The sequence below is a fragment of the Bacillus sp. V3B genome (assembly GCF_024494465.1).
Classification (GTDB): domain Bacteria; phylum Bacillota; class Bacilli; order Bacillales; family Cytobacillaceae; genus Bacillus_BD.
Map to the genome: position 1 here is coordinate 1 of NZ_JAETXM010000025.1, position 21,236 is coordinate 21,236.

Below are 21,236 nucleotides of genomic sequence, written 5' to 3' on the forward strand. Positions count from 1 at the left end.
GCAATCTAACGTTCAATAAATTCTGTTTCTCCTAAAAATGCTTGTACGTCTTCAAAATAAGGTAGTCCTTCATTATCGCCTTTTACACTAACAACCATAGAGCCTACAGCATTAGCAAAGTGAAGCGCTTTCTCAAAAGACATCCCTTTTAGAAGGCTTGATATAAAGCCAGCGTCGTACCCGTCTCCAGCTCCTACTGTATCGACAACAGCGCGGGCTTTAATGGGGGGCATATTATATACTTGTATACCATCTGATCCGATAGAACCATCGGCACCTTGTTTAATGATAACCTTTGAGATTCCAAATTCATGGAATTTCTTGATATAGTTCTCTAATGAATCACTTCCAAGAATGGTTTCTGCTTCATCTTCGCCAGTGAGTAATATATCAACATCTGGTAGAAGATCATGAATGAATGCTCGTGCTTCTTCTTTTGACCACATTTTAAGGCGAATGTTCGGATCAAATGAAACAAGTAAATCGTTTTGCTTCGCAAGTTTAACCGCTTTCTTGATGATCCTGCGGTTATTGCTACAAATGGAAGGAAAAACGCCAGTAACATGCAGTAGTTTTGCTTTTTGAAAATATTCTTCATGTAAATCATCTTCTGACATCGTTAAAGTAGGTGATTTGTCACGGTAATAAAAAGATCTTCCGTTTCCATCTTCCAGTACTTCTCGAAAGTAAATAGAGGTAGGGTGGCCTTCGATCAACTCAACTTGAGATGTATCGATTCCTTCTCCTCTAGCACAATATTGAATATATCTACCAAATTCATCTTTACCGAGTTTACTAATCCATCCTGCTTGTAAACCAAGACGTGAACAGCCAATGGCAAAATTGAGTTCAGCGCCACCTATTTTTCTTTCAAACATCTGAGAGAAACGAAGAGGTCCCTTTGAAACCGGATCCATTGTAATCATTCCATCTCCTATAGTAATGACATCCATCATTTGATGTGCACCAACTTTCTATGAGACTAATCACGGAATTACTAAACCGTTTTATGTTCATATTATAAACTCTTTTGTTAGCGGTTACAATATGAACAAATGAAAAGATGTTAATATTTGAATGGTTTTATTGTAAAAGTGTCCATTTCTTGGGTATTTTTTAAATAATCTAATCAAATATAGTCTAATATCATGATTCCTTAACACATGAACTAAAACGTTTTAGTTCTGTTATTGTCATATACTTACAATAGTTCTATAATTAAGAATGGGAATATTAAAAAGTAACCTAATATAATTACTAAATATACTAATTTCCTGCTTTCTTCTATAATAAAAAGAACGATCAAAATATAAATAAATCACATTTAACTTCATTCAGTAGAAGTCCTCCACTTCTGTAAGTGGGGGATGAATGCAAAAAGCTCTCTGATTCAGTGGGGGTTCAAACCCCGGCTGAATGAAGTTAAGCCTCCGGCGAGCCTTTCGATTTTTTAAAGGTCATTTATCGAGCGAGCTCGACGACGGACAGGACGTCCTAGTCAGGCGAAAGCCACAGGATGTGGCTTTCTGAAGCGTGATAAAAATCCGGGCGCAAATTCGGCGGGGCGAATTTGATTTTTTCAACATGGAGCGGTATTCCCATCCAATCTTATGTCGGAAAATCAAGTTAGACTTATATAGAACGAAAGGCCATCAGTTAACTTCTTTCTATTTTGCTTTGTACGTTTTAGAGCGTTAAGGAAGCGTATTAATTTATCCTATTATTTTTGGATCCTTTTGGAGGTGTTTTCTTATGAAAAAAGGTAAAACGGTTACAATTGAAGATGTCGCTAAAGCAGCAGGCACGTCTAAGAGTACGGTTTCGCAGTTTTTAAATAAAAGGTATGAATATATGAGTCAAAATACGAGAGAGAAAATCGAAAGAATTATTGCAGAAATGAATTTTCAACCCAATCACTTTGCTAGTAATTTAAAAAAGCGAAAAACAAAGATGGTAGGGATTATTGTAGCTAACATTCGCCATGTATTTTCTACAGAGATTATTAGAATCATTGAACAAACGTTACAAGAACAAGGGATGCAGGTTATTATTTGTAATGCGGATGATGATCCGGAAAAGGAAAGGGGGTATATTCAATTACTTGCTACAAGAAGTGTTGATGGCTTAATTATTTTTCCGACGGGTTCCAACTACGCAGAATATAGCCGTTTAATAAATGACAAGGTCCCGGTAGTTTTTATTGATAGAAAAATGGAAGGAATCCTTGCCGATACGGTACTTCTTGATAATGAAGCGGCTTCTTTCTTGGCGGTTTCAACTCTTGTGGAGCATGGGCGGGATCGAATTGCTATGTTTACTCAACCGGTTGATCATCAAATCTCTCCTCGTGTGGAGAGGATTGAAGGCTATAAAAAAGCTCTATCCTTTTTCAATTTTGATGATCATGCAGAACTGTTATGCTCGAATCCCCTTCCTTTATTAAAAGGTGATTTAGAACGTCTATTTAAGGCTGAAATAAAACCAGATGCAATTATTGCAGGGAACGATCTAGTTTTAAAAGAAGTACTTAGTTTTTTAAAAGAGAACAACATATCGATACCAGGCGATGTTTCTGTTATCGGAATTGATGATGTTTCATATGCAGATATTTATCATCCTTCGTTAACGACTATTGCCCAGCCAACACAGGAAATGGGGCTAAAAACAGCAGAAATTATCCTTAGTTCTATAAAAGAGAGTGAATCGAGAGTTCCGATTGTTTATCGGTTTTCCCCTGAACTAAAGATGAGGGAGTCATGTTAAAAGCAGACAAGTGGTGGATAGTTCAAACAATTACATCTGTATTAATATGTTCAAACCTTCCAACATGAAATAGTCCTTGTACCGTCAGTTTTAATTCTGGGATAACCGGCAGTGCGAGGAATGAGAGTGTTAAAAACGGATTGAAATGATCGCTTGCACCAAGGTGTTTTAGCGCAACGTTTAGATTTTGTAGTTGTTCGTTAACCTCTTTATAAGAAAGGGGAGAGATTAAACCCGAAATGGGTAATTCTAAAGCGGTAAGAACTTTTCCGTTCTTTACAACAACCAATCCTCCTTGCATCCTTTTTATTTCATTAGCGGCAAAGAGAATGTCGCTGTCATTTAATCCAGCGATAATGAGATTATGAGAATCGTGGGCAACGGTTGACGCGATAGCCCCATCCTTTAATCCCAATCCTTTAACGATACCTAATCCAATATGTTTTGTCATATGATGTCTCTCGATTACGGTTAACTTTAGTTGATCCTTTTTAGTAGAGGGTTGGAACATTCCTATCTGATTAACATCTACTTCTTCTACTAAATGCTGGGTAAGAAGACTATTTGGTATAATCCCAATAATATTGGCTTTATTTTCTTTAAGAGGAATTTGTAAATCCTCGACTTTTAATTCATGAAAGGACACCGTCTTACTTAAACTATCAGGTACTTCTATAGTATTCTCAGCAAAACTAGATATTTCTCCATTAACCATTAAGGCTGTTCCATTTTTAAAAACTTGCTGAATCGTCATTTCCTTTAGGTCATCAATCAATAAAAAGTCGGCCTGATACCCCGGTGCAATCGCTCCTTTGTCGTTAAGATCAAAACATTCTGCTGTGTTAATCGTCGCCATTTGGATAGCGGTAATCGGATCAATTCCTTCACGGATTGCAAGCTTTACATTATAGTCAATGCTTCCTTCTTCTAGCAAATCGTCTAGATGTTTATCATCGGTCACAAACAGGCAGCGTCGAGAGTTACGTTCATTTACAACACCAATCAGGTTACGCAAATCTTTTGCAACAGTTCCTTCACGAATCATGAGGTACATGCCTTTTTGCAGTCTTGCTTTTGCTTCATCGATGGTTGTGCATTCATGGTCCGTTCGAATCCCGGCAGCCATATAGACATTCAAGTCACTTTCCGTCAATCCTGCAGCATGACCATCAATCTTCTTCCCTGCAACTGTAGTTTCCAAGAGTTTTTCCATCATTGTTCTCTCACAATCCCTGACAGCAGGGAAATTCATTACTTCTGCTAGTCCGAGTACTCGAGGGTGGCTGTAAAAAGGTTTTAATTCTTCAATGTTTAATATCGCACCAGAATGCTCAAACTCCACAGCAGGAACGCAGGAGGGCATCATAAACAAAATATCGACTGGTAGCCCTTCACTAGAGTCAAGCATAAATTGTATACCTTGCACCCCAGAAACATTGGCGATTTCATGTGGATCTGTAATAACCGTAGTGACACCGTGTAAAAGTAGGACTTTCGCAAATTCTTGAGGTGTTACCATGGAGGATTCAATATGGACATGGCCGTCAATAAAGGAAGGGGAGACATAGCAGCCTTTTGCATCGATTACTTTTTTGCCCTCAAATTTTCCGACCCCAGCAAAATATCCATCAGTAATGGCCACATCTCCTTCAATCATTCCAGCATTAAATACATCGATGATTTTCCCATTCTTTATGACAAGATCCGCTGGTTCTCGGCCAGCAGCTACAGCCATTCTCCTTGTTAAAATATCACTGTCCATAAATAATCTCCTCACTTTGATTGAGATTTAATAAGCAATTCTTTTATTAGATGCAGCCCAAGCCTGAAACGGTGAATCTGCTTGTTCGAGGGAAAGTTGAACCATTTTAATTGTCCGTTTGTCTTTAGGAAGTGCAATCTGTTCGTAGATGAATTGATCATCAAATCCAACTTTTGCAGCATCTTTTTGTGTGCATGCATAGTAAACAGCTTTTGGCCTAGCCCAATAAATGGCCCCTAGACACATGGGGCAGGGCTCACAACTTGTATAAATTTCACAGTCATCAAGTTGGAACGTTTGTAAGGTTTGACAAGCTTCTCTAATCGCTTGAACCTCTGCATGGGCAGTGGGGTCATTTAATGCCGTTACCTGATTTCTCCCAACCCCAATAATTTTCCCATCTTTTACGACAACAGCCCCGAATGGACCGCCGTTATTAATCGTTACATTTTCAAGTGCAGTTTTGACAGCCATCCCCATATATTTCTCCATTTTTTCACTCCCTTATTCTCTAAACATCTTATTTTTATTATATTTGTACATTTTGCCATTGATGACATAGAAAAAGAACCCCCTTATTAATTATTCTGACATTGATTTTTAAATGAATATGTAATCAAACGTTTGATTAACCCCCTATGTTCGTAGCTAGCTTGTCTCTATTAAAGTTGTAGCTAATATTTGTGAATTTGTCGCATACTACTATTAATGTCAGGTTTAAAAAACAGTCCAACTTAAACTAGTGAATTAACAGAAAATTAACAAGAATACATAGTAACAGAGTCACTTTATTTACTGAACATGATAAAATAAGAAATAAGAATAAAATTAGGCTTATAGCAACCTTCTAAACTGATGGTTGGGACTCAAAACGGAGGAATGATGATGAATAATCATGAGATTGATTACAAACTTTATGGCGACGATATGCAGTTTGTTGAAGTGGAGTTAGACCCAGGTGAAACGGTGGTAGCAGAAGCAGGCGGATTGATGATGATGGATGATGGAATTCAAATGGAAACCATTTTCGGCGATGGATCCGGTGGTGGTGGTGGCTTAATGGACAAGCTGTTTAGTGCTGGCAAACGAGTCATCACAGGCGAAAGCTTATTCATGACGACCTTTACGAATCAAGGTCAAGGCAAGAAACATGTTTCATTCGCTTCTCCATACCCGGGAAAAATTATTCCGATGGATTTAAGTGAGCTTGGCGGCAAAATTATTTGTCAAAAGGATGCTTTCCTCGCAGCAGCAAAGGGAGTTACAGTCGGCGTGGAATTCCAACGCAAAATGGGTGCTGGTTTTTTTGGCGGTGAAGGTTTCATTATGCAAAAACTTGAAGGAGATGGACTATCGTTTGTCCATGCCGGTGGAACGATCATAAAAAGGGAACTGCAGACAGGAGACGTTCTTCGCGTGGATACAGGTTGTTTAGTCGCAATGACGAGCGATGTTGACTACAATATTGAGATGGTAAAAGGAGTGAAAACCACCTTGTTTGGTGGTGAAGGTTTATTCTTTGCGACGTTAAGAGGACCAGGGACGGTTTGGATTCAATCTCTTCCGTTTAGTCGCTTAGCCAGTCGTGTATTTGCGGCTGCACCGCAAACGGGTGGAGTCTCAAAAGGTGAAGGTGGCATTGGTGGTCTCTTTAATATGTTTAGTGATAAATAATAAGGATAATAAAAACAGGGTTGATCGGCGAAAAGCCGTCAACCCTGTTTTTGTTTATAAGACCATTAAAATTTAGTTTCGCGGCAAAACCACAAAAGTTTAAGTAAATAAATTCATTATTCAGCTACAGAACCGTCGTCGTCTTGATCATTCATTTTGTCTAGCATGCTAATGGCATTCACTAAGTGATTATTAAAAATTTGCTTCGCGACTTGAAGCAGATCAATGATTAAAGGGTCCCTTAATGAATAAATCACACGATTGCCATTTTTCGTTCCAACCACGATGTTCTTATTTCTTAAAACCATTAGTTGTTGAGAAACGGTAGAGCCTTCGCTTCCAATCGCACTTTGAATTTCATTTACACCCATTTCACCTTCAGCAAGTACCTCTAAAATTTTGATGCGGAGTGGATGGGCAAGGGCCTTAAAGAACTCCGCTTTAAATTGTTGCATTTCAAGATTCATAATAAATCCAGCTCCTTAAAGAGTTGGACGCTTATTTATGTGAAACGTCCTAAATTAATGACTAATTGAAGTATATACCTTTTTCTTTTCTATAACCAACTCTTTTGAACAGGAAAGACTCGTACATTCATGAAAAGCAAAATGTTTACAACCAACGCATTTTTGTGTATCTAAGTGATGCAATGCATATTGAATCGCATCACCCGTATGTTGGAAAAAATGTTCCTCACCAATCACATCGTATAAACCGGTTTTCTTTAAGATTTCTTCTGGCTGACTACCCAGGCCAGAGACGATCACGATACCATGCTTTGAAAAGTCTTTAACCATACTCGATAAATGGGCTTCACCTGTTATATCAATAAAAGGAACCTTTCCCATTCTTAATAAAAGGATCCTGGGTTTATGATTGATCGTATTCATAATCGTTTGTTGGAAGGTTTGGGCAACACCAAAAAACAGAGGTCCTTCTATATTATAAATGGTAATCTGCGGACAGTCATGGCCTTCCGCTACCATTTGTGTTTCAACTTTTTTACTAATCTTATTTAAATTAGGCAAAGCTTTAGCGATGACCTGAGCATCGACCATCCGTTTTGTAAATAAGACAACAGCAAGTATGAGTCCTACTTCAACTGCCGTCGTTAAATCAACAAATACGGTTAAGAGAAAGGTAACAACTAATACAAGAGAATCGGATGTTTTTGTTTTTAATATATAGGAAAAAACATGTCTTTCACTCATATTCCAGGCAACAACCATTAAGACGGGAGCAAGGCTGGCAAGTGGAATATGTGATGCGTAGGGTGCAAAGACCATTAAAACGATCAAAACAACAACCCCATGAATCACGCCTGATAGTGGCGAAACAGCTCCATTTTTAATATTTGTAGCGGTTCTTGCAATCGCACCTGTTGCTGGAATTCCACCGAAAAGGGGAGTGACCATATTGGCGATTCCTTGGCCAATGAGTTCCTTATTACTCTTATGGCGACTGTTTGTCATTCCATCTGCTACAACTGCAGAAAGAAGAGACTCAATTCCACCAAGAAGAGCAATGACGAAGGCTGGTCCAATTAGTTGTTGGATCAAACTGAAATTCACCTGAGGAATGGCCATTTTTGGAAGTGAACTCGAAATTTCTCCATAAGCTGTACCGATCGTTTCCACATGTCCTGGGTATAATAAGCTTGCGACAATAGTCGATAATAGTAATCCAATTAAAGGACCTGGTACCTTTGGTAGAAGTTTGGGTGTGATCAATATCGTGATCAGACAGATAATCGCAGTCACAACGCTAAAGGTGTTCACGGTATATAACCGATTGGATATTTCTGTCATATTGGCAAGAAAGCTTTCTTTACTCTCTATCCCTGTCAGACCAAGAAAGTTAGCAATTTGCCCTGTAAAAATAGTAATCGCAATCCCGGTTGTAAAGCCGATGGTTACAGGCCGAGGGATAAATTTGATTAATGAGCCAAGTTTGAAAACACCCATTAAGACTAAAATGATCCCCGCCATAAATCCTGCTACAAGAAGATTTTCATATCCGTAAGTCATCACAATACCAAAAAGAATAGGGATGAAAGCACCAGTTGGTCCACCAATTTGAAATTTAGAACCACCAAAAAGTGAGATGAGAATCCCAGCAATGATTGTTGTATAAATACCATACTCGGGCTTTACGCCTGAAGCTATCGCAAAAGCCATTCCTAGTGGGATCGCAATAATCCCAACAATAATTCCGGATATAAAATCTTTCTGTAAAGCCTTCCAACTATAATTTTGAAATCTCTCATCAAAAAGAAATGTACCTTGCATTTTTTCCCCTTCTCTTCTTTTTTAATATTTATATATTTGTATATTTGAATATACTGTTATACGAATTTACAACGTTTTTCCTTTTTTGTCAAAGTATTTTTGTTAGAAGAGAAGTAAAAAGTAAAGTTACAATAGTATGACCACTTTGGATTATAATCTATTAAGATGTTTAGAATGGGAATAGAGAAAAATGCGAATAGGATTCTATTGGTATACAATGGATATAGACATCATTTAGGAAGGAGTCTTAAGGATGAAGTATATCTCCCTCTATAGAATATGTACCATCGTGTGGCTGGCAGTGAGGATTTTTATTGAAATTATTTTTTTCCGAAGAAGGCATCGTAAGAATTGGACAGATCAAACGGATCAAAAGTGGGAGGAGCTACTTAGGAGACAGGCTCACCGTTATAAGCAGAAAGCATTGCACCTAGAAGGTGTTATGATTAAACTGGGCCAGTATTTAAGTACTCGTAAAGATATGATTCCTACTGCATATATAATAGAATTAGAAGGTTTACTTGACCAAGTTACTCCTGTTCCATGGGAAAAGTCGAAACAGGTTTTAGAAGATGAATGGAAGCAGCCTTATACGAATGTTCTTCATGATCTTAGTCCAAAACCAATTGCTTCTGCTTCAATAGGTGAAGTTTATCAAGGTGTTTTACATACGGGTGAAGTAGTGGCTGTCAAAATTCAACGTCCAAAAATTGGCGAGATTATTTATAGTGATTTTAGAGCAGTAAAAATTGTATTGTGGATGGCAAAACGTTTTACAAAACTAGAGAATTCAATGGATCTTTCTTTATTTTATAGAGAATTTGTGAGAGTGATTGGAAATGAGCTGAATTTTGAATTAGAGTTAGAAAACGGTCATTACTTTCAAGAGAAATATAAGGATTTTCCTGAAATAGAAATTCCTGAATACTATCCAGAGTTTTCAACTAAAAGGGTTTTGGTAATGGAGTGGAAGGAAGGGAACCGAGTTACCGATTTAGACTTTTTGGAAAAGCATCAGATTGATAAGTACAAGTTGGCTAATGTTTTGATTGAATGTTTCTTAGGGCAACTGCTTGAAGAGGGGAAATTCCATGCAGATCCTCATCCAGGAAATATTATGGTGAAATCTGATGGCACGCTTGTTCTAATTGATTTTGGAATGGTTGGAGTCATCAAGAGACAGGACGCCATGCATATACGTGATATTGTAATAGGGATCTTTTTGAAGGATTACGAGAAAGTAGTCGATTCCATTGAAGCAATGAGATTTCTACTTCCACATGCGGATAAGAGAGAAATTGAGCGATTATTAAGGATTTTGACTGAGACCTATAGTGAAAATGGGTTAAACGCAAATGATACTAGGGTTATTGAAGAGATTATGAGGGACATTGAAAAACTAGTGAATAATCAGCCCATTCAGCTTCCAAGTGAGTATGCCTTTTTAGGACGAGCCATCTCAACCTTTATTGGTATTTTATATAGTTTAGATCCTAAGATGGATTTATTAGAGATGTGCAAGCCGATTGTTTTGAGCTGGTTAAAGGGTAACAAAGAAGGAACAAAAACGACCGTATTAAATTTTGTTAAATCTACATTAAAGCCGCTTATTTCATTACCAAATCAGATTCAGCAAGTATTCGATGAACCAAGAAAGAATCGTGAATGGCAAAAGGCAAGCGAGAAATTGAAGATGAAGCACGAAATGGTGGTTTCAAGAAAAAAGGATGCTTTTCTTCTTGGGCTGCTTAGCTGTGTGCTGGTATATGTTAGTTTCTTTTTCAATCAACTTTATCTTTTATACGGAAGTTCCGGACTTTTCCTCATTAGCATGATTTATTATATAAGAATGTTAATTCATCATCGACGTCTTTTGAATAGATAATAGAAAGTAAATAGAAAGAAGAAGGTGAACACAAATCTATTTGACGTGTTCATCTTCTTTTTTGTTTGCATGCTACTAGTTTACAGTTATTTTTCCGGACTTTTCTATTTTAATAGTAGTAATAATAAAAATTATATATTACAATATTATTTGATGTAATATATTACCTGGTTCTTATATAGATATCTCTATTAATTTTATTAATTTGAAAGCGGATTCATCCAGTAAAGTGCTGATATAATCGAATTTTCAATAGTTAGAGAGATAAATAGAAATTCTGTTCGGGTATAAATTGTAAATTTTTCCCTTACGAAATTTGTAACAATTATAATGGTGAAGCTATGTTATTATCATAACGATGATGTTAATATAAACTAGCATAAGATAACTTTTATGAATGTGATTTAAGTTACACACTTACGAACAAATGCAAAAAACTTTAAAAATTCTTTTATTAGGCAATGGGAATTTAGGTTTTTTTCGTTTTGAACATTTGAGGGTTTGTTTATTAAGTATTTATGTTTTAGCTAATAAAAAATATATTTTAATAGTTTAAAAGAAAGGGGTATTAGTATGAAATTGAAATGGGCGTTATTCATGGCGATGTTTGCTATTGCCACGGTTCTAACGGGTTGTGAGCCATTAATGGTTTTAGATCCTAAAGGGCCTCAAGCTGAAAGACAAGCAAGAGATATCATGTTATCAATTGGAATTATGTCTGTTATTGTCATTGTTGTTTTTGCAATTTTAGTATTTGTATTAATTAAGTATCGTGCTTCAAATCAAAGTCCAGATTATGAACCACCTCACATTGAAGGGAACGTATGGGTTGAAGCGATTTGTGTAGGTATTCCGGTATTAATTGTTGCCTACTTCTCCTTTGTATCTGTTCAAAGTAACTATATTGTTGAAGCAACACCGGAAGGATATGAGGATCAAGCACCATTAGTGGTTTACGCTTCATCGTCAAACTGGAAATGGCATTTTAGTTATCCAGAGGAAGATATTGAAACCGTTAACTACCTTTATATTCCAACAGACCGAGCGCTAGAATTTAGACTTTATTCATACGGACCGATTACAAGCTTCTGGGTTCCACAGCTTGGAGGACAAAAATATGCGATGTCTGATATGGTCACTACATTGCATTTAGCAGCTGATGAACCAGGTGAGTATATGGGACGTAATGCAAACTTTAGTGGAAAAGGATTTGCTGAAAATATGTTCAATGTAACAGCAATGTCCCCTGCTGAATTTGCTGAATGGGTACAAGAAGTGAAAGACAGAGCTGAACCTCTTACTGAAGAAAAATTTGATGAACTATTAGAACCTGGTCACCTTGGGCGGATGACATTTACGGGGACTCATTTAGAGTTTATGCCGCCTCCTGAACATGATCATGGAGATTCTGATAAGGTAAACGCAGATTCAAACGAGGAACACTCTGATTCAATGGAAGCTGACGATCATAGTAATCATTAAGAATGAATGAATACTTGATTTCAAACCTTTTTTAAGATCAAATAACTAGTTTTACATGATGAATAATATATTTCTTGAAAGGAGTCACAAACGGATGGAATTCTTTGAACGTTTTGCTGTACCACATCCAAGTCCTGCGATTTACGCATCAATGGTTGCCATTGGTCTTACTGTAATAGCCGTTATAGCCGGTATTACTTATTTTAAAAAATGGGGCTATCTGTGGCGTGAATGGTTAACAACGGTTGACCATAAACGTATCGGTCTTATGTATCTGATATCTGCTTTATTGATGCTGTTCCGTGGTGGTGTAGATGCGATCATGATGCGTGCGCAATTGGCCGCACCTGAGAGTCAGTTACTAGACGCACAGCATTATAATGAAATTTTTACAACGCACGGGGTTGTCATGATTATGTTTATGGCAATGCCATTCATTTTCGGTTTTATGAACTATGTTGTTCCATTACAAATTGGAGCTCGTGATGTAGCTTTCCCACGATTAAATGCCATTAGTTTCTGGTTATTCTTTATGGGGGCAATGCTATTTAATATTTCTTTCGTTATTGGTGGTTCACCTGATGCAGGTTGGACTTCTTACTTCCCACTTGCAGGGAGTGATTTCAGTGAATCTGTAGGAACGAACTATTATATGTTAGCCATTCAAATATCTGGTCTAGGTTCATTAATGACGGGTATTAATATGATCACGACCATTATGAAAATGAGAGCACCTGGTATGACATTAATGAAAATGCCGATGTTTACATGGTCTGTTTTAGTTGCTAACCTTATTATCGTTACTGTATTCCCAGTACTAACAGTAGCTTTAGCTATGGGAACAATGGATCGACTATTTGGTACACACTTCTTTGCAACAACTAATGGTGGTATGGATATGCTTTGGGCCAACCTTTTCTGGGTTTGGGGACATCCTGAAGTATACATCTTGATTTTACCAGCATTTGGTATTTATAGTGAGATCATTTCTACATTCTCAAGTCGAAATCTTTATGGTTATAAATCAATGGTTGCTTCAATGGTGCTTATCTCAGCCCTTTCATGTTTAGTATGGGCTCACCATTTCTTTACAATGGGTCAAGGGGCACTAGCAAACAGTTTCTTCTCCATTACAACAATGGCGATTGCTGTTCCGACAGGGGTTAAGATTTTTAACTGGTTGTTCACCATGTGGAAAGGTAAAATACGCTTTACCGTTCCAATGCTTTATACAATAGGTTTCATCCCACTTTTCACACTCGGTGGAGTTACCGGGGTTATGCTTGCGATGTCAGCAGCTGACTATCAATACCATAACACGATGTTCTTAGTCGCTCACTTCCATAATACAATTATTCCTGGTGTTGTATTCGCGATGCTTGCGGGTCTTACATTCTATTGGCCAAAAATATTTGGATTTATGTTAAATGAAAGAATAGGGAAATGGGCATTCTGGTTTCTTTCTATCGGATTCTGCTTAGCTTTCTTCCCGATGTATATCACTGGTCTAGATGGTCAAGCACGTCGTATGTACACATACTCTGAAGCAAGTGGCTATGGATTTTTAAATATGCTTTCATTTGTTGGAGCAGGTGTGATGGCAATCAGCTTTGCTTTAATCGTATATAACGTTTACTATAGTATCCGTTATTCACCAAGAAATATTGGAAGCGATCCATGGGATGCGCGTTCATTAGAATGGGCTACACATACTCCAGTTCCAGAATATAACTTTGCAGTTACACCACAAGTGAATTCAGATCAAACATTCTGGGATTATAAGAAAAATGGTCATGTGCTATTCCCAGATAAAATTGAGGAAATTCACATGCCAAATAATAGTGGATTACCATTTATCATGAGTGCGATCTTCTTTGTATGGGGCTTCTCATTTGTATTTGCTATATGGCCTCTTGTTATTATTTCAACAATTGCGATTTTTGCATGTATGGCTTACCGTTCGTTCGAAAAAGATCATGGACGTCATATTTCCGTAAAAGAAATTAAAGAGACAGAAGCAAAATTAGAAGAAGTTAAAGAGCCAGAAGAAAAAATTGGGGGTGCTAAAAAATGAAAATAGATCACTCGCAACCTCTTGAATATAGTACTGGGCAAAATGATTTAAATATTTTCGGTTTCTGGATTTTCCTTGGAGCTGAAATTATGCTTTTTGCAACACTTTTCACATCATATTTTGCATTGGAGAGCGGGACTGGTAACGGTCCTGGAACGGAGATTTTTGAAATCACTCCAGTCCTAATTGAAACACTGTTGCTTTTAACAAGTAGTTTTGTGATTGGTCTTGGAATTCATGCAATGCGTCTTGGTAATAAAAAAGCGATGATGACATTCTTTGCCATTACGCTTCTTCTAGGTTTAGTATTCTTAGGTGTTGAAATTTATGAGTTCGCTCACTACATTCACATTGGTGCAGGATTACAAACGAGTGCCTTTACAGCGATCCTATTAACAACATTAGGAACACACGGAGCACACGTTACCTTTGGTTTATTCTGGGGAATAGCAATCCTCCTACAAGTGAAAAAACGCGGGTTGACTCCAGAAACAGCTAATAAATCATTCATTTTCTCTCTTTACTGGCATTTCTTAGATGTAGTTTGGATCTTTATCTTTAGCTTCATCTACTTGAAAGGAATGATGTAATATGAAAGAATTATTCCCAGCTAAACAAGTAATGGGCTTTGTATTTTCTTTGATTTTGACTGCGGTTGCTCTTGTTGTTTATTTCATGGACTTGTCATTTGCAGCAGGCATGACCATTCTTCTTCTTACAGCATTTGTCCAAGCACTTCTTCAGCTGATGGTGTTTATGCATGCGGGTGAAACAGAGGATAAATGGTCAATTTACGGGAACGTATATTTTATGATATTCATAGCTTTAGTTACCATTTTTGGTACATTACTACTCTTCCTTTGGGATATGTAATACGAAGGATGAAAGAGGGCGTCTATAGGGGCGCTCTCTTTCTTTTTATATTAGGCGCAAATGTCCTTTGGTTATTGCGCCTCTAAAAGAAATCATATAGACCTCCGATAATAAATTTATTTCTATCTTAATAGCGTTAATTAACCATCCCAACTATTTCGTTTTTTTGTCTTGAATCTTTAACAGCATTTCTTCTGAAGCGGAGAGAAACATCCCTATTAAAAAGATAAAAACAGCGCCCATGATCGTACCAATTCCAATGCCAGTCACTGAACTGTAATCGCTTACAAAGAAACCGTACAAGAAAATAGCTATTCCGATAGTTAGAATAATACTACCAACATATTTTGTTGCGGTTAACACTCTTGTGTATGACTTCATTTTCATCAGCCTCCTTATATATATATCTATATTATTCATATAATTCACAAAATTGTCAATATTATATATTAATTTTTGTCTTTTTTTTCAATTTTCTATTTTTATATAGTAAATGAACGTTTTCTATAGTATAATATAATACACTTTTTTATTAAAATCATTCAAAGGAACGATGCCTGACACCATAAAAAGACAAGTGTCTTTTTATGGTGTCAGGCATCGTCTTTTTAATTAAGTATTTTGCGATGGAAATATTCGGATGAATTAAAGTGCTATGTGGAATGTTAATGAAAAAGAGGGGTGACTACTATGAAAATAATGATGATGACTATTTTTCTTCTTTTTACAACATGTACAGATTTCGCTGGGGCTGAAACTAAGAGCTTGCCGGAAAAGAAAGAGTTGGCAATCGTGATAGATGACTTTGGTAATGATATGAAAGGTACAGAAGAGATGCTTGATCTTCCTATTCCAATTACAGCAGCCATCATGCCTTTTTTATCAACAACAGAGCGAGATGCTAAGTTGGCCCATGAAAAAGGACATGAGGTCATTGTTCATTTGCCGATGGAACCGAAGAAAGGAAAGAAAAGTTGGCTTGGACCAGGGGCAATCACAACTGATTTAAGCGATAAAGAAATCAGGGAGCAGGTTGAAAAAGCGATTGAAGCGGTTCCCTTTGCGGTTGGAATGAACCATCATATGGGTTCAAAGGCAACGGAAGATGAGCGAGTTATGAGAATTGTGTTGGAGGTTTGTAAAGAAAAAGGGCTTTATTATTTAGATAGCAGAACAACAGGTAACAGTGTAATTGGCAAAATTGCCGATGAATTATCTGTTCCTCATTTAGAAAATAATATGTTCTTTGATCATATTTATTCACAAGAGCATATTAATAAGCAGGCTACGCTATTGATGAAGCAGCTTAATGACACGGAGCAGTTAATAGCCATTGGGCATGTGGGGATTACGGGTGATAAAGTTGTAGGGGTTTTAAAAGCGTATATCCCGCAATATAAGGCACAAGCTGAAATCGTACCTCTATCCACTTTAATTCCAGGATCAGAGATGATAGATAAAAATATGTCATAAGGAATTCATTTAGTGTTCACCTCGTATAGACTATTATCCTTTTGCGGTGCTGGATACTATTAAAGATGAAAAAAGAGTCGTGACTTAACTCACAGACTCTTTTTTGCTTTTAAGTTTATGATAGAAGGTAGAGGAAAAGCTTACCAGTTTTATTCTCCTAAGTATGCGTTAAGCATCCAAACATGAGTGTCAATTTTCTCAATTAGACCAACTGCAAGATCATTTGTAATTGTATCATTTGCTGATTCAGCTAGGTCTGCTAATTGTTTAAGGCTTTCATTGATGTGTTTATAGTCTTTAACGAGAGTGGCAACCATATCAGCTGTTTTCGTTTCATTAGCTGATTCTAAGTATCCTTTCATTGTTGCAATTGGTTCACCACCAATAGCGAGTAGACGTTCAGCGACTTGATCAACAACAAGAGCAGATTCGTCATAAAGTTCTTCAAATTTAGCATGAAGAGTGAAGAACAGAGGTCCTTTCACATACCAGTGGAAACGGTGAAGTTGTGTATAAAGAACACTCCAGTTAGCGATTTGTAAATTTAATTCTGATTGAATTGTCATAAATAATTCCTCCTTGTTAGTAGCTTATATATTTATTATATCAAATAGTTTTTAAAAATTGGTATTATATTAAAGTTATTTTAAACAAGTTATTATTATAATTTAAGTGCAATAAAAAAGCTGACCCATAGGGTGTCAGCTTTTTTATGTCTTCAAAAGTATATAAATAAAGGCCTTACGGTTACTTAAACAAACGTTTGTTTAGTAGGATTAATGGTCTCGTTCCATTATTTGAGATCGAGAAGGAGTATAGTTTTGATCTGAAGAAAACATATAGTTTCGATGGTGATAATGAATACTGTATACGAGACCCATGGCAAACATATTTCCCATGAGAGAGCTTCCTCCGTAGCTAATAAAAGGTAAAGGAATCCCGGTAATGGGTAGTACTTGAATAGTCATTCCGATATTCTGAAATACATGGAAAGTGACCATACAAATGATTCCAACACAAATATAGGCATTAAATGGATCATTTGTTTCCAAAGCTGTTTTTGTCAGATGATAGATTAAAAGAAAAAATAAACTAATAACAATACTACCACCAACAAAACCGTATTCTTCACCGATCACGCTAAAAATAAAATCGGTATGACTTTCCGGAATATATACTTTACGCTCTGCAAAGCCTTTTCCAGTTAATAATCCAGATCCTATAGCTTTTAATGAATTAGCGAGGTGATAGCCGGCAGCGGTACCTTCAGGATCCAGCCAGGAATAGATACGATCAAATTGGTAGGATTTCACACCTAAATATTTTTCTAGAATTTCTGGAGCCCAAATCACAAAATAGAAGATGATGCCAGCAATGACGGAACCAGTTCCGTATAAAGGGACAATTATTTTCCATGTGATCCCTGAAATGAAAATAAGACCAGTCATAATGGCAAGCATGACAAGAGATGTTCCTAAATCAGGTTGCTGCATAACGAGTCCGATCGGTAGACCGGTAACGAGTCCAATTTTGCATAAGAGAATAAAATCTGTTTTGTTATTTCTAGTGTAGTAGTTTTCGTTATGGTGATAGACGGTTTTACTTAAAGCCAAAATCAGAAATACTTTCATAAATTCGGATGGTTGAATTGATCCAATCGGTAAAGCAAACCAACTTTGTGCTCCATTTATTCTTGGAGTAAGGTCTGTCACAGGGGCGACAGCTAATATGAGTAATAATAGATTTCCAATTCCATATAGTATCCAAGTGAGTTTTTTAATCTGATCACTGTCAAAATACATGACAACGGCAATAATGGCTACACCAACGGCATACCAAAATATTTGCTGTAAGAGGAAGTTTGTTCCTGTATATTGACCTGATGCTTGTCCGCTGTATATCGCTATGCAGCTAACTAAAAAAAATAACAATAATAAAAGAGTTAGAGTCCAATCAAGCCTCTCAGAAACCTTATTTTTCTGATCCATCCCCAAACACCTAATTTCATCCTCATTTGCATATACTTTCCTATTCAGACTATCAAATAATAAAAATTTCGACAATAGATTGGATCTATAAAACAATGGTTTTGTCGAAATTTTTTTACTTATATTGAATGTTGTTTCCAATAGTATTCTCATTTAAAAGAGGGAACGTCCCAAAAATAAAGATATCAGACGCCATAAGACAATAATACCTAGTACAATTAAGTAGAACATAATTCCATATATTGTCTTATAGATGTTAGACACCTTTTGGGACGGCCCCTTTGCCTTGAAAAGTAAATCTATTAAATTACCATCGTAGTACCGACTAAACATCTTTTAGATAGAATATGAAAAATTAGTTTGTTTCGAGGTCGCTTACATCAAATAACGAATAAACATCGTTGCAAAGCCGAAATAAATAATTAATGAGAAAATGTCGTTTAGTGTTGTGATAAGTGGTCCAGATGCAACAGCAGGGTCAATTTTTATCCGGTAAAGAAAAATAGGAATAATCGTACCTGCCAACGTTCCGATAATCAGTGTTAGAAAAAGTGAAGAACCTACAACTACACCTAGAATTGGGTTGCCAAGCCAAACATAAGCGATAATGGAAATGAGGATTCCACATGCTAAACCGATAATGAGACCCACACCACATTCTCGCATGATCAGTTTAAGGATGGCTTTCTTATCGAGGTCATTGTATGCAAGTCCACGTACCACAACAGCGAGTGATTGAGTACCTGTATTACCAGTCATACCAGAAATCATCGGCATAAAGTAAGTAAGCGCCACGACTTGCTGCAATGTATTTTCATAACCACTAATAATACTTCCTGATATAAGTCCAATAAATAAAAGTAAAATAAGCCATGGCAGTCGGCGGTATGCAGCAACAAAAGCTTTTGTATCAAAATCGATTGATTTCCCTGATGCGGATAGTTTTTCAATATCTTCTGTTGCTTCTTGAATCACAACATCAATGATGTCATCAACAGTGACAATTCCCATTAACACTTTGTCTTCATCCACAACAGGGATAGCAAGAAAGTCATAGCGCTCGATCATACGAGCCACTTCTTCTTGGTCTGTTGTAACAGAGACAGAGAGAATTCGTTCATACATAATGTTTCGGATTTTTTCATTGGCATCTGCAATGAGTAAATCACGATAGGAAACAACGCCCACTAGTTTGCGATTTTGGTCAACGACATATAAATAGTTGATTGTTTCAGCAAATTCCGCAAACGTTTTTAGCTTACCTACTGCATCCCTGACCGAATAATAATCGCGAATCCAGACAAATCGGTTTGTCATCAATCGACCAGCGGTTTCGGGAGGATAGTTCATGATGTTTTGAACAATTTTGGATTCCTCTATTTTCATACCTGACAGTAGGGAAGCCATCTTTTCAGGTGATAATTCATCCAATAGAGAAGCCAGGTCATCGTTGTCCATCTCATCAAGGACTTTATTTTTTCTTTCGATCCCAAGTTTGTTAAGAACATCAAACTGCTCTTCTCTACTTAATTCCTGTATTAAGTCTGCAAGTAGATCTATTTTTAAATGTAGTAAAAAGCGTATTCGATGTTTTTCCGGTAGATCTTCGTAAATTTGGGCAATATCATACGGCTGCAGTTCTTCTAGAATGGCATCCAAATCTTTTTGTCTGTTTTCTTTTAAAGCTTTGATAATATACAGGGTGATTTGATCTTCAGTCATATGTTGAATCATACTTCTCACGCTCCTTCCAACAGACTTGCGCAGGTTATACTGGTTTCGATGTTCACCACAGGGCATTGTTGGTCTCTAGTCAATGTTCCTCTAATGAAGGTTTCTGTTTTTTTATCTGCCATGACTATTATAATGAAAAAGTATCGTGAATTAAAATGAAAGTTTCGTAAACAGTGCTGTTTAGTAGATAATTATTCCATAAGTGTACTGTAGGATATGTTATCAGATGGAAAAAGGGAATAGGCATTTATACGAAAAAGGCTGTTTTGAAAACAATCTTGATCTTTACTATTTCACTAACGTGTAATACGCACCTACCATATATATCCGGTCCTATATTAGGCTATTTTTCCTAATATCTGCTATTATATATAGATTAGATGTAGTGTAACCAATTATTGTACTTTATTACGTATTCGGGGGTTTCATCGTTGAAAAGGAATAGTATACGAGATGTTATTTATGTCCATTTAAATGAAAAGGATCACTATGTGCTATCATACGGGATTGAATTTAAGGAGTTTGTGCAATCTTTAGGCGACTCTATCAATCATTTACTCCTGCTTAAGCATCAATTTGACGATGCTGATTTTAATATGCATACAATGTTGGAGTACGTTCCAAGAAAAAGAGTGATGAAACTTGCAGAAGAAGACGTTTATGGATACGGTGATTTTTGTTGGATTGATTTCGAGGAGATGGAAGGGTTAGATGAAGTTCCAGGTCAAGTGTTAGCAGAACTGCTCTATCTTGGACATGTCAAAGACCCTTTGCGACCTCCTTTCTATAGTTATTTAGGGAACTCCTATGCTTATTTAGCTCGTGATGATGGATGGCTTAACAAAACCTACTATCGAGATTTGAATCAATTTTACAAATTGCTCAGTCAAATAATTCCGATGAAGCTTGGGTCAGGAAAGCCAGAAAAAGGTTTATTAAGTCTAAAAAGGAAAAAAATATATCCATCTGTCGATCAACATCTTTTATTATCTTTAAAAGGGTTTATGAGTGAAGGAATGGTGTTGTCAGTAAAGGGAATTGTCCAAAATCGCTTTCGAATGGAGTTACCAATATGGGTAATTGGTGACTTTGCGAATATGGATGATGTGTACGAAGAATACGAAAAAAGTAGCAAAAAACCATGTGATGCAAAGCTCATTTTTGATAAAAAGTCTCAGGAGTGGAAAATACGGTCAAGTTAATTATTGGTCAATCGAGATAATAGAAAACGACAAAATAC

General features: G+C 36.8%; 18 protein-coding genes. 9 read left to right on the plus strand and 9 right to left on the minus strand.

Annotation, left to right across the window (positions count from 1 at the left end; translation table 11 throughout):
• Positions 1-5: 5 nt before the first annotated feature.
• Entirely contained in the window at positions 6-956 is a 951-nt protein-coding gene (locus JMM81_RS18840; protein ID WP_256243084.1) for a sugar kinase, read from the minus strand.
• A gap of 796 nt (positions 957-1,752) precedes the next feature.
• Between JMM81_RS18840 and JMM81_RS18845 the strand changes: the two genes are divergently transcribed.
• Entirely contained in the window at positions 1,753-2,763 is a 1,011-nt protein-coding gene (locus JMM81_RS18845; protein ID WP_256243085.1) for a LacI family DNA-binding transcriptional regulator, read from the plus strand.
• 22 nt (positions 2,764-2,785) lie between these two features.
• Here JMM81_RS18845 and ade read toward each other — a convergent pair whose 3' ends face one another.
• Entirely contained in the window at positions 2,786-4,525 is a 1,740-nt protein-coding gene (gene ade, locus JMM81_RS18850; protein ID WP_256243086.1) for an adenine deaminase, read from the minus strand.
• A 27-nt stretch (positions 4,526-4,552) separates the two neighbouring features.
• Positions 4,553-5,017, minus strand: coding sequence for a nucleoside deaminase (locus JMM81_RS18855; RefSeq protein ID WP_256243087.1), 465 nt, complete (start codon positions 5,015-5,017; stop codon positions 4,553-4,555).
• 393 nt (positions 5,018-5,410) lie between these two features.
• Here JMM81_RS18855 and JMM81_RS18860 point away from each other — a divergent pair, with 393 nt between their 5' ends.
• Positions 5,411-6,199 carry a TIGR00266 family protein gene (locus JMM81_RS18860; protein ID WP_256243088.1) on the plus strand — a complete coding sequence of 263 codons (789 nt, stop codon included), beginning with the start codon at positions 5,411-5,413 and terminating at the stop codon, positions 6,197-6,199.
• 116 nt (positions 6,200-6,315) lie between these two features.
• On the opposite strand, the gene JMM81_RS18865 is transcribed toward JMM81_RS18860, so the two are convergent.
• Both JMM81_RS18865 and JMM81_RS18870 read right to left on the minus strand, forming a co-directional pair.
• Positions 6,316-6,666: an ArsR/SmtB family transcription factor gene (locus JMM81_RS18865; RefSeq protein WP_256243089.1), complete on the minus strand. Its 351-nt coding sequence runs from the start codon at positions 6,664-6,666 to the stop codon at positions 6,316-6,318.
• Positions 6,667-6,720: 54 nt separating this feature from the next.
• Positions 6,721-8,487 carry a SulP family inorganic anion transporter gene (locus JMM81_RS18870; RefSeq protein ID WP_256243090.1) on the minus strand — a complete coding sequence of 589 codons (1,767 nt, stop codon included), beginning with the start codon at positions 8,485-8,487 and terminating at the stop codon, positions 6,721-6,723.
• A gap of 253 nt (positions 8,488-8,740) precedes the next feature.
• On the opposite strand from JMM81_RS18870, the gene JMM81_RS18875 reads away from it, so the two are divergent.
• The 5 genes from JMM81_RS18875 (at position 8,741) to qoxD (ending at position 14,801) form a co-directional block, all read left to right on the plus strand.
• A complete protein-coding gene (locus tag JMM81_RS18875; RefSeq protein ID WP_256243091.1) occupies positions 8,741-10,372 on the plus strand; it encodes an ABC1 kinase family protein in 1,632 nt (543 codons plus the stop codon).
• 573 nt (positions 10,373-10,945) lie between these two features.
• Positions 10,946-11,854, plus strand: a complete 909-nt coding sequence (gene qoxA, locus JMM81_RS18880; protein ID WP_256243092.1) for a cytochrome aa3 quinol oxidase subunit II — start codon at positions 10,946-10,948, stop codon at positions 11,852-11,854.
• Positions 11,855-11,948: 94 nt separating this feature from the next.
• Entirely contained in the window at positions 11,949-13,928 is a 1,980-nt protein-coding gene (gene qoxB / locus JMM81_RS18885) for a cytochrome aa3 quinol oxidase subunit I (protein WP_256243093.1), read from the plus strand.
• Positions 13,925-14,518 carry a cytochrome aa3 quinol oxidase subunit III gene (gene qoxC, locus JMM81_RS18890; RefSeq protein ID WP_256243094.1) on the plus strand — a complete coding sequence of 198 codons (594 nt, stop codon included), beginning with the start codon at positions 13,925-13,927 and terminating at the stop codon, positions 14,516-14,518. Before qoxB ends, qoxC begins: the two co-directional genes overlap by 4 nt.
• 1 nt (position 14,519) lies before the next feature.
• Positions 14,520-14,801: a cytochrome aa3 quinol oxidase subunit IV gene (gene qoxD, locus JMM81_RS18895; RefSeq protein WP_256243095.1), complete on the plus strand. Its 282-nt coding sequence runs from the start codon at positions 14,520-14,522 to the stop codon at positions 14,799-14,801.
• A 153-nt stretch (positions 14,802-14,954) separates the two neighbouring features.
• On the opposite strand, the gene JMM81_RS18900 is transcribed toward qoxD, so the two are convergent.
• On the minus strand, positions 14,955-15,182 hold the full coding sequence (locus JMM81_RS18900; protein ID WP_256243096.1) for a hypothetical protein: 228 nt from the start codon (positions 15,180-15,182) through the stop codon (positions 14,955-14,957).
• Positions 15,183-15,491: 309 nt separating this feature from the next.
• On the opposite strand from JMM81_RS18900, the gene JMM81_RS18905 reads away from it, so the two are divergent.
• Positions 15,492-16,274: a divergent polysaccharide deacetylase family protein gene (locus JMM81_RS18905; protein ID WP_256243097.1), complete on the plus strand. Its 783-nt coding sequence runs from the start codon at positions 15,492-15,494 to the stop codon at positions 16,272-16,274.
• Between the two features lie 149 nt (positions 16,275-16,423).
• Here the strand turns inward: JMM81_RS18905 and JMM81_RS18910 are convergent, their stop codons facing one another.
• The 3 genes from JMM81_RS18910 to mgtE all read right to left on the minus strand — a co-directional run bounded on the left by JMM81_RS18910 (position 16,424) and on the right by mgtE (position 19,996).
• Entirely contained in the window at positions 16,424-16,840 is a 417-nt protein-coding gene (locus JMM81_RS18910) for a Dps family protein (protein ID WP_256243098.1), read from the minus strand.
• Positions 16,841-17,050: 210 nt separating this feature from the next.
• Entirely contained in the window at positions 17,051-18,262 is a 1,212-nt protein-coding gene (locus JMM81_RS18915; protein ID WP_256243099.1) for an FtsW/RodA/SpoVE family cell cycle protein, read from the minus strand.
• Positions 18,263-18,637: 375 nt separating this feature from the next.
• A complete protein-coding gene (gene mgtE, locus JMM81_RS18920; RefSeq protein ID WP_256243100.1) occupies positions 18,638-19,996 on the minus strand; it encodes a magnesium transporter in 1,359 nt (452 codons plus the stop codon).
• Positions 19,997-20,427: 431 nt separating this feature from the next.
• Between mgtE and JMM81_RS18925 the strand changes: the two genes are divergently transcribed.
• A complete protein-coding gene (locus JMM81_RS18925; RefSeq protein WP_256243101.1) occupies positions 20,428-21,198 on the plus strand; it encodes a hypothetical protein in 771 nt (256 codons plus the stop codon).
• The last annotated feature ends 38 nt before the right edge of the window (positions 21,199-21,236 follow it).

Coding starts and splice junctions, on each gene's coding strand:
- JMM81_RS18840 (WP_256243084.1), bottom strand. CDS start 956: ATGATGGATGTCATTACTATAGGAGATGGAATGATTACAATGGATCCG.
- JMM81_RS18845 (WP_256243085.1), top strand. CDS start 1,753: ATGAAAAAAGGTAAAACGGTTACAATTGAAGATGTCGCTAAAGCAGCA.
- ade (WP_256243086.1), bottom strand. CDS start 4,525: ATGGACAGTGATATTTTAACAAGGAGAATGGCTGTAGCTGCTGGCCGA.
- JMM81_RS18855 (WP_256243087.1), bottom strand. CDS start 5,017: ATGGAGAAATATATGGGGATGGCTGTCAAAACTGCACTTGAAAATGTA.
- JMM81_RS18860 (WP_256243088.1), top strand. CDS start 5,411: ATGAATAATCATGAGATTGATTACAAACTTTATGGCGACGATATGCAG.
- JMM81_RS18865 (WP_256243089.1), bottom strand. CDS start 6,666: ATGAATCTTGAAATGCAACAATTTAAAGCGGAGTTCTTTAAGGCCCTT.
- JMM81_RS18870 (WP_256243090.1), bottom strand. CDS start 8,487: ATGCAAGGTACATTTCTTTTTGATGAGAGATTTCAAAATTATAGTTGG.
- JMM81_RS18875 (WP_256243091.1), top strand. CDS start 8,741: ATGAAGTATATCTCCCTCTATAGAATATGTACCATCGTGTGGCTGGCA.
- qoxA (WP_256243092.1), top strand. CDS start 10,946: ATGAAATTGAAATGGGCGTTATTCATGGCGATGTTTGCTATTGCCACG.
- qoxB (WP_256243093.1), top strand. CDS start 11,949: ATGGAATTCTTTGAACGTTTTGCTGTACCACATCCAAGTCCTGCGATT.
- qoxC (WP_256243094.1), top strand. CDS start 13,925: ATGAAAATAGATCACTCGCAACCTCTTGAATATAGTACTGGGCAAAAT.
- qoxD (WP_256243095.1), top strand. CDS start 14,520: ATGAAAGAATTATTCCCAGCTAAACAAGTAATGGGCTTTGTATTTTCT.
- JMM81_RS18900 (WP_256243096.1), bottom strand. CDS start 15,182: ATGAAGTCATACACAAGAGTGTTAACCGCAACAAAATATGTTGGTAGT.
- JMM81_RS18905 (WP_256243097.1), top strand. CDS start 15,492: ATGAAAATAATGATGATGACTATTTTTCTTCTTTTTACAACATGTACA.
- JMM81_RS18910 (WP_256243098.1), bottom strand. CDS start 16,840: ATGACAATTCAATCAGAATTAAATTTACAAATCGCTAACTGGAGTGTT.
- JMM81_RS18915 (WP_256243099.1), bottom strand. CDS start 18,262: ATGGATCAGAAAAATAAGGTTTCTGAGAGGCTTGATTGGACTCTAACT.
- mgtE (WP_256243100.1), bottom strand. CDS start 19,996: ATGATTCAACATATGACTGAAGATCAAATCACCCTGTATATTATCAAA.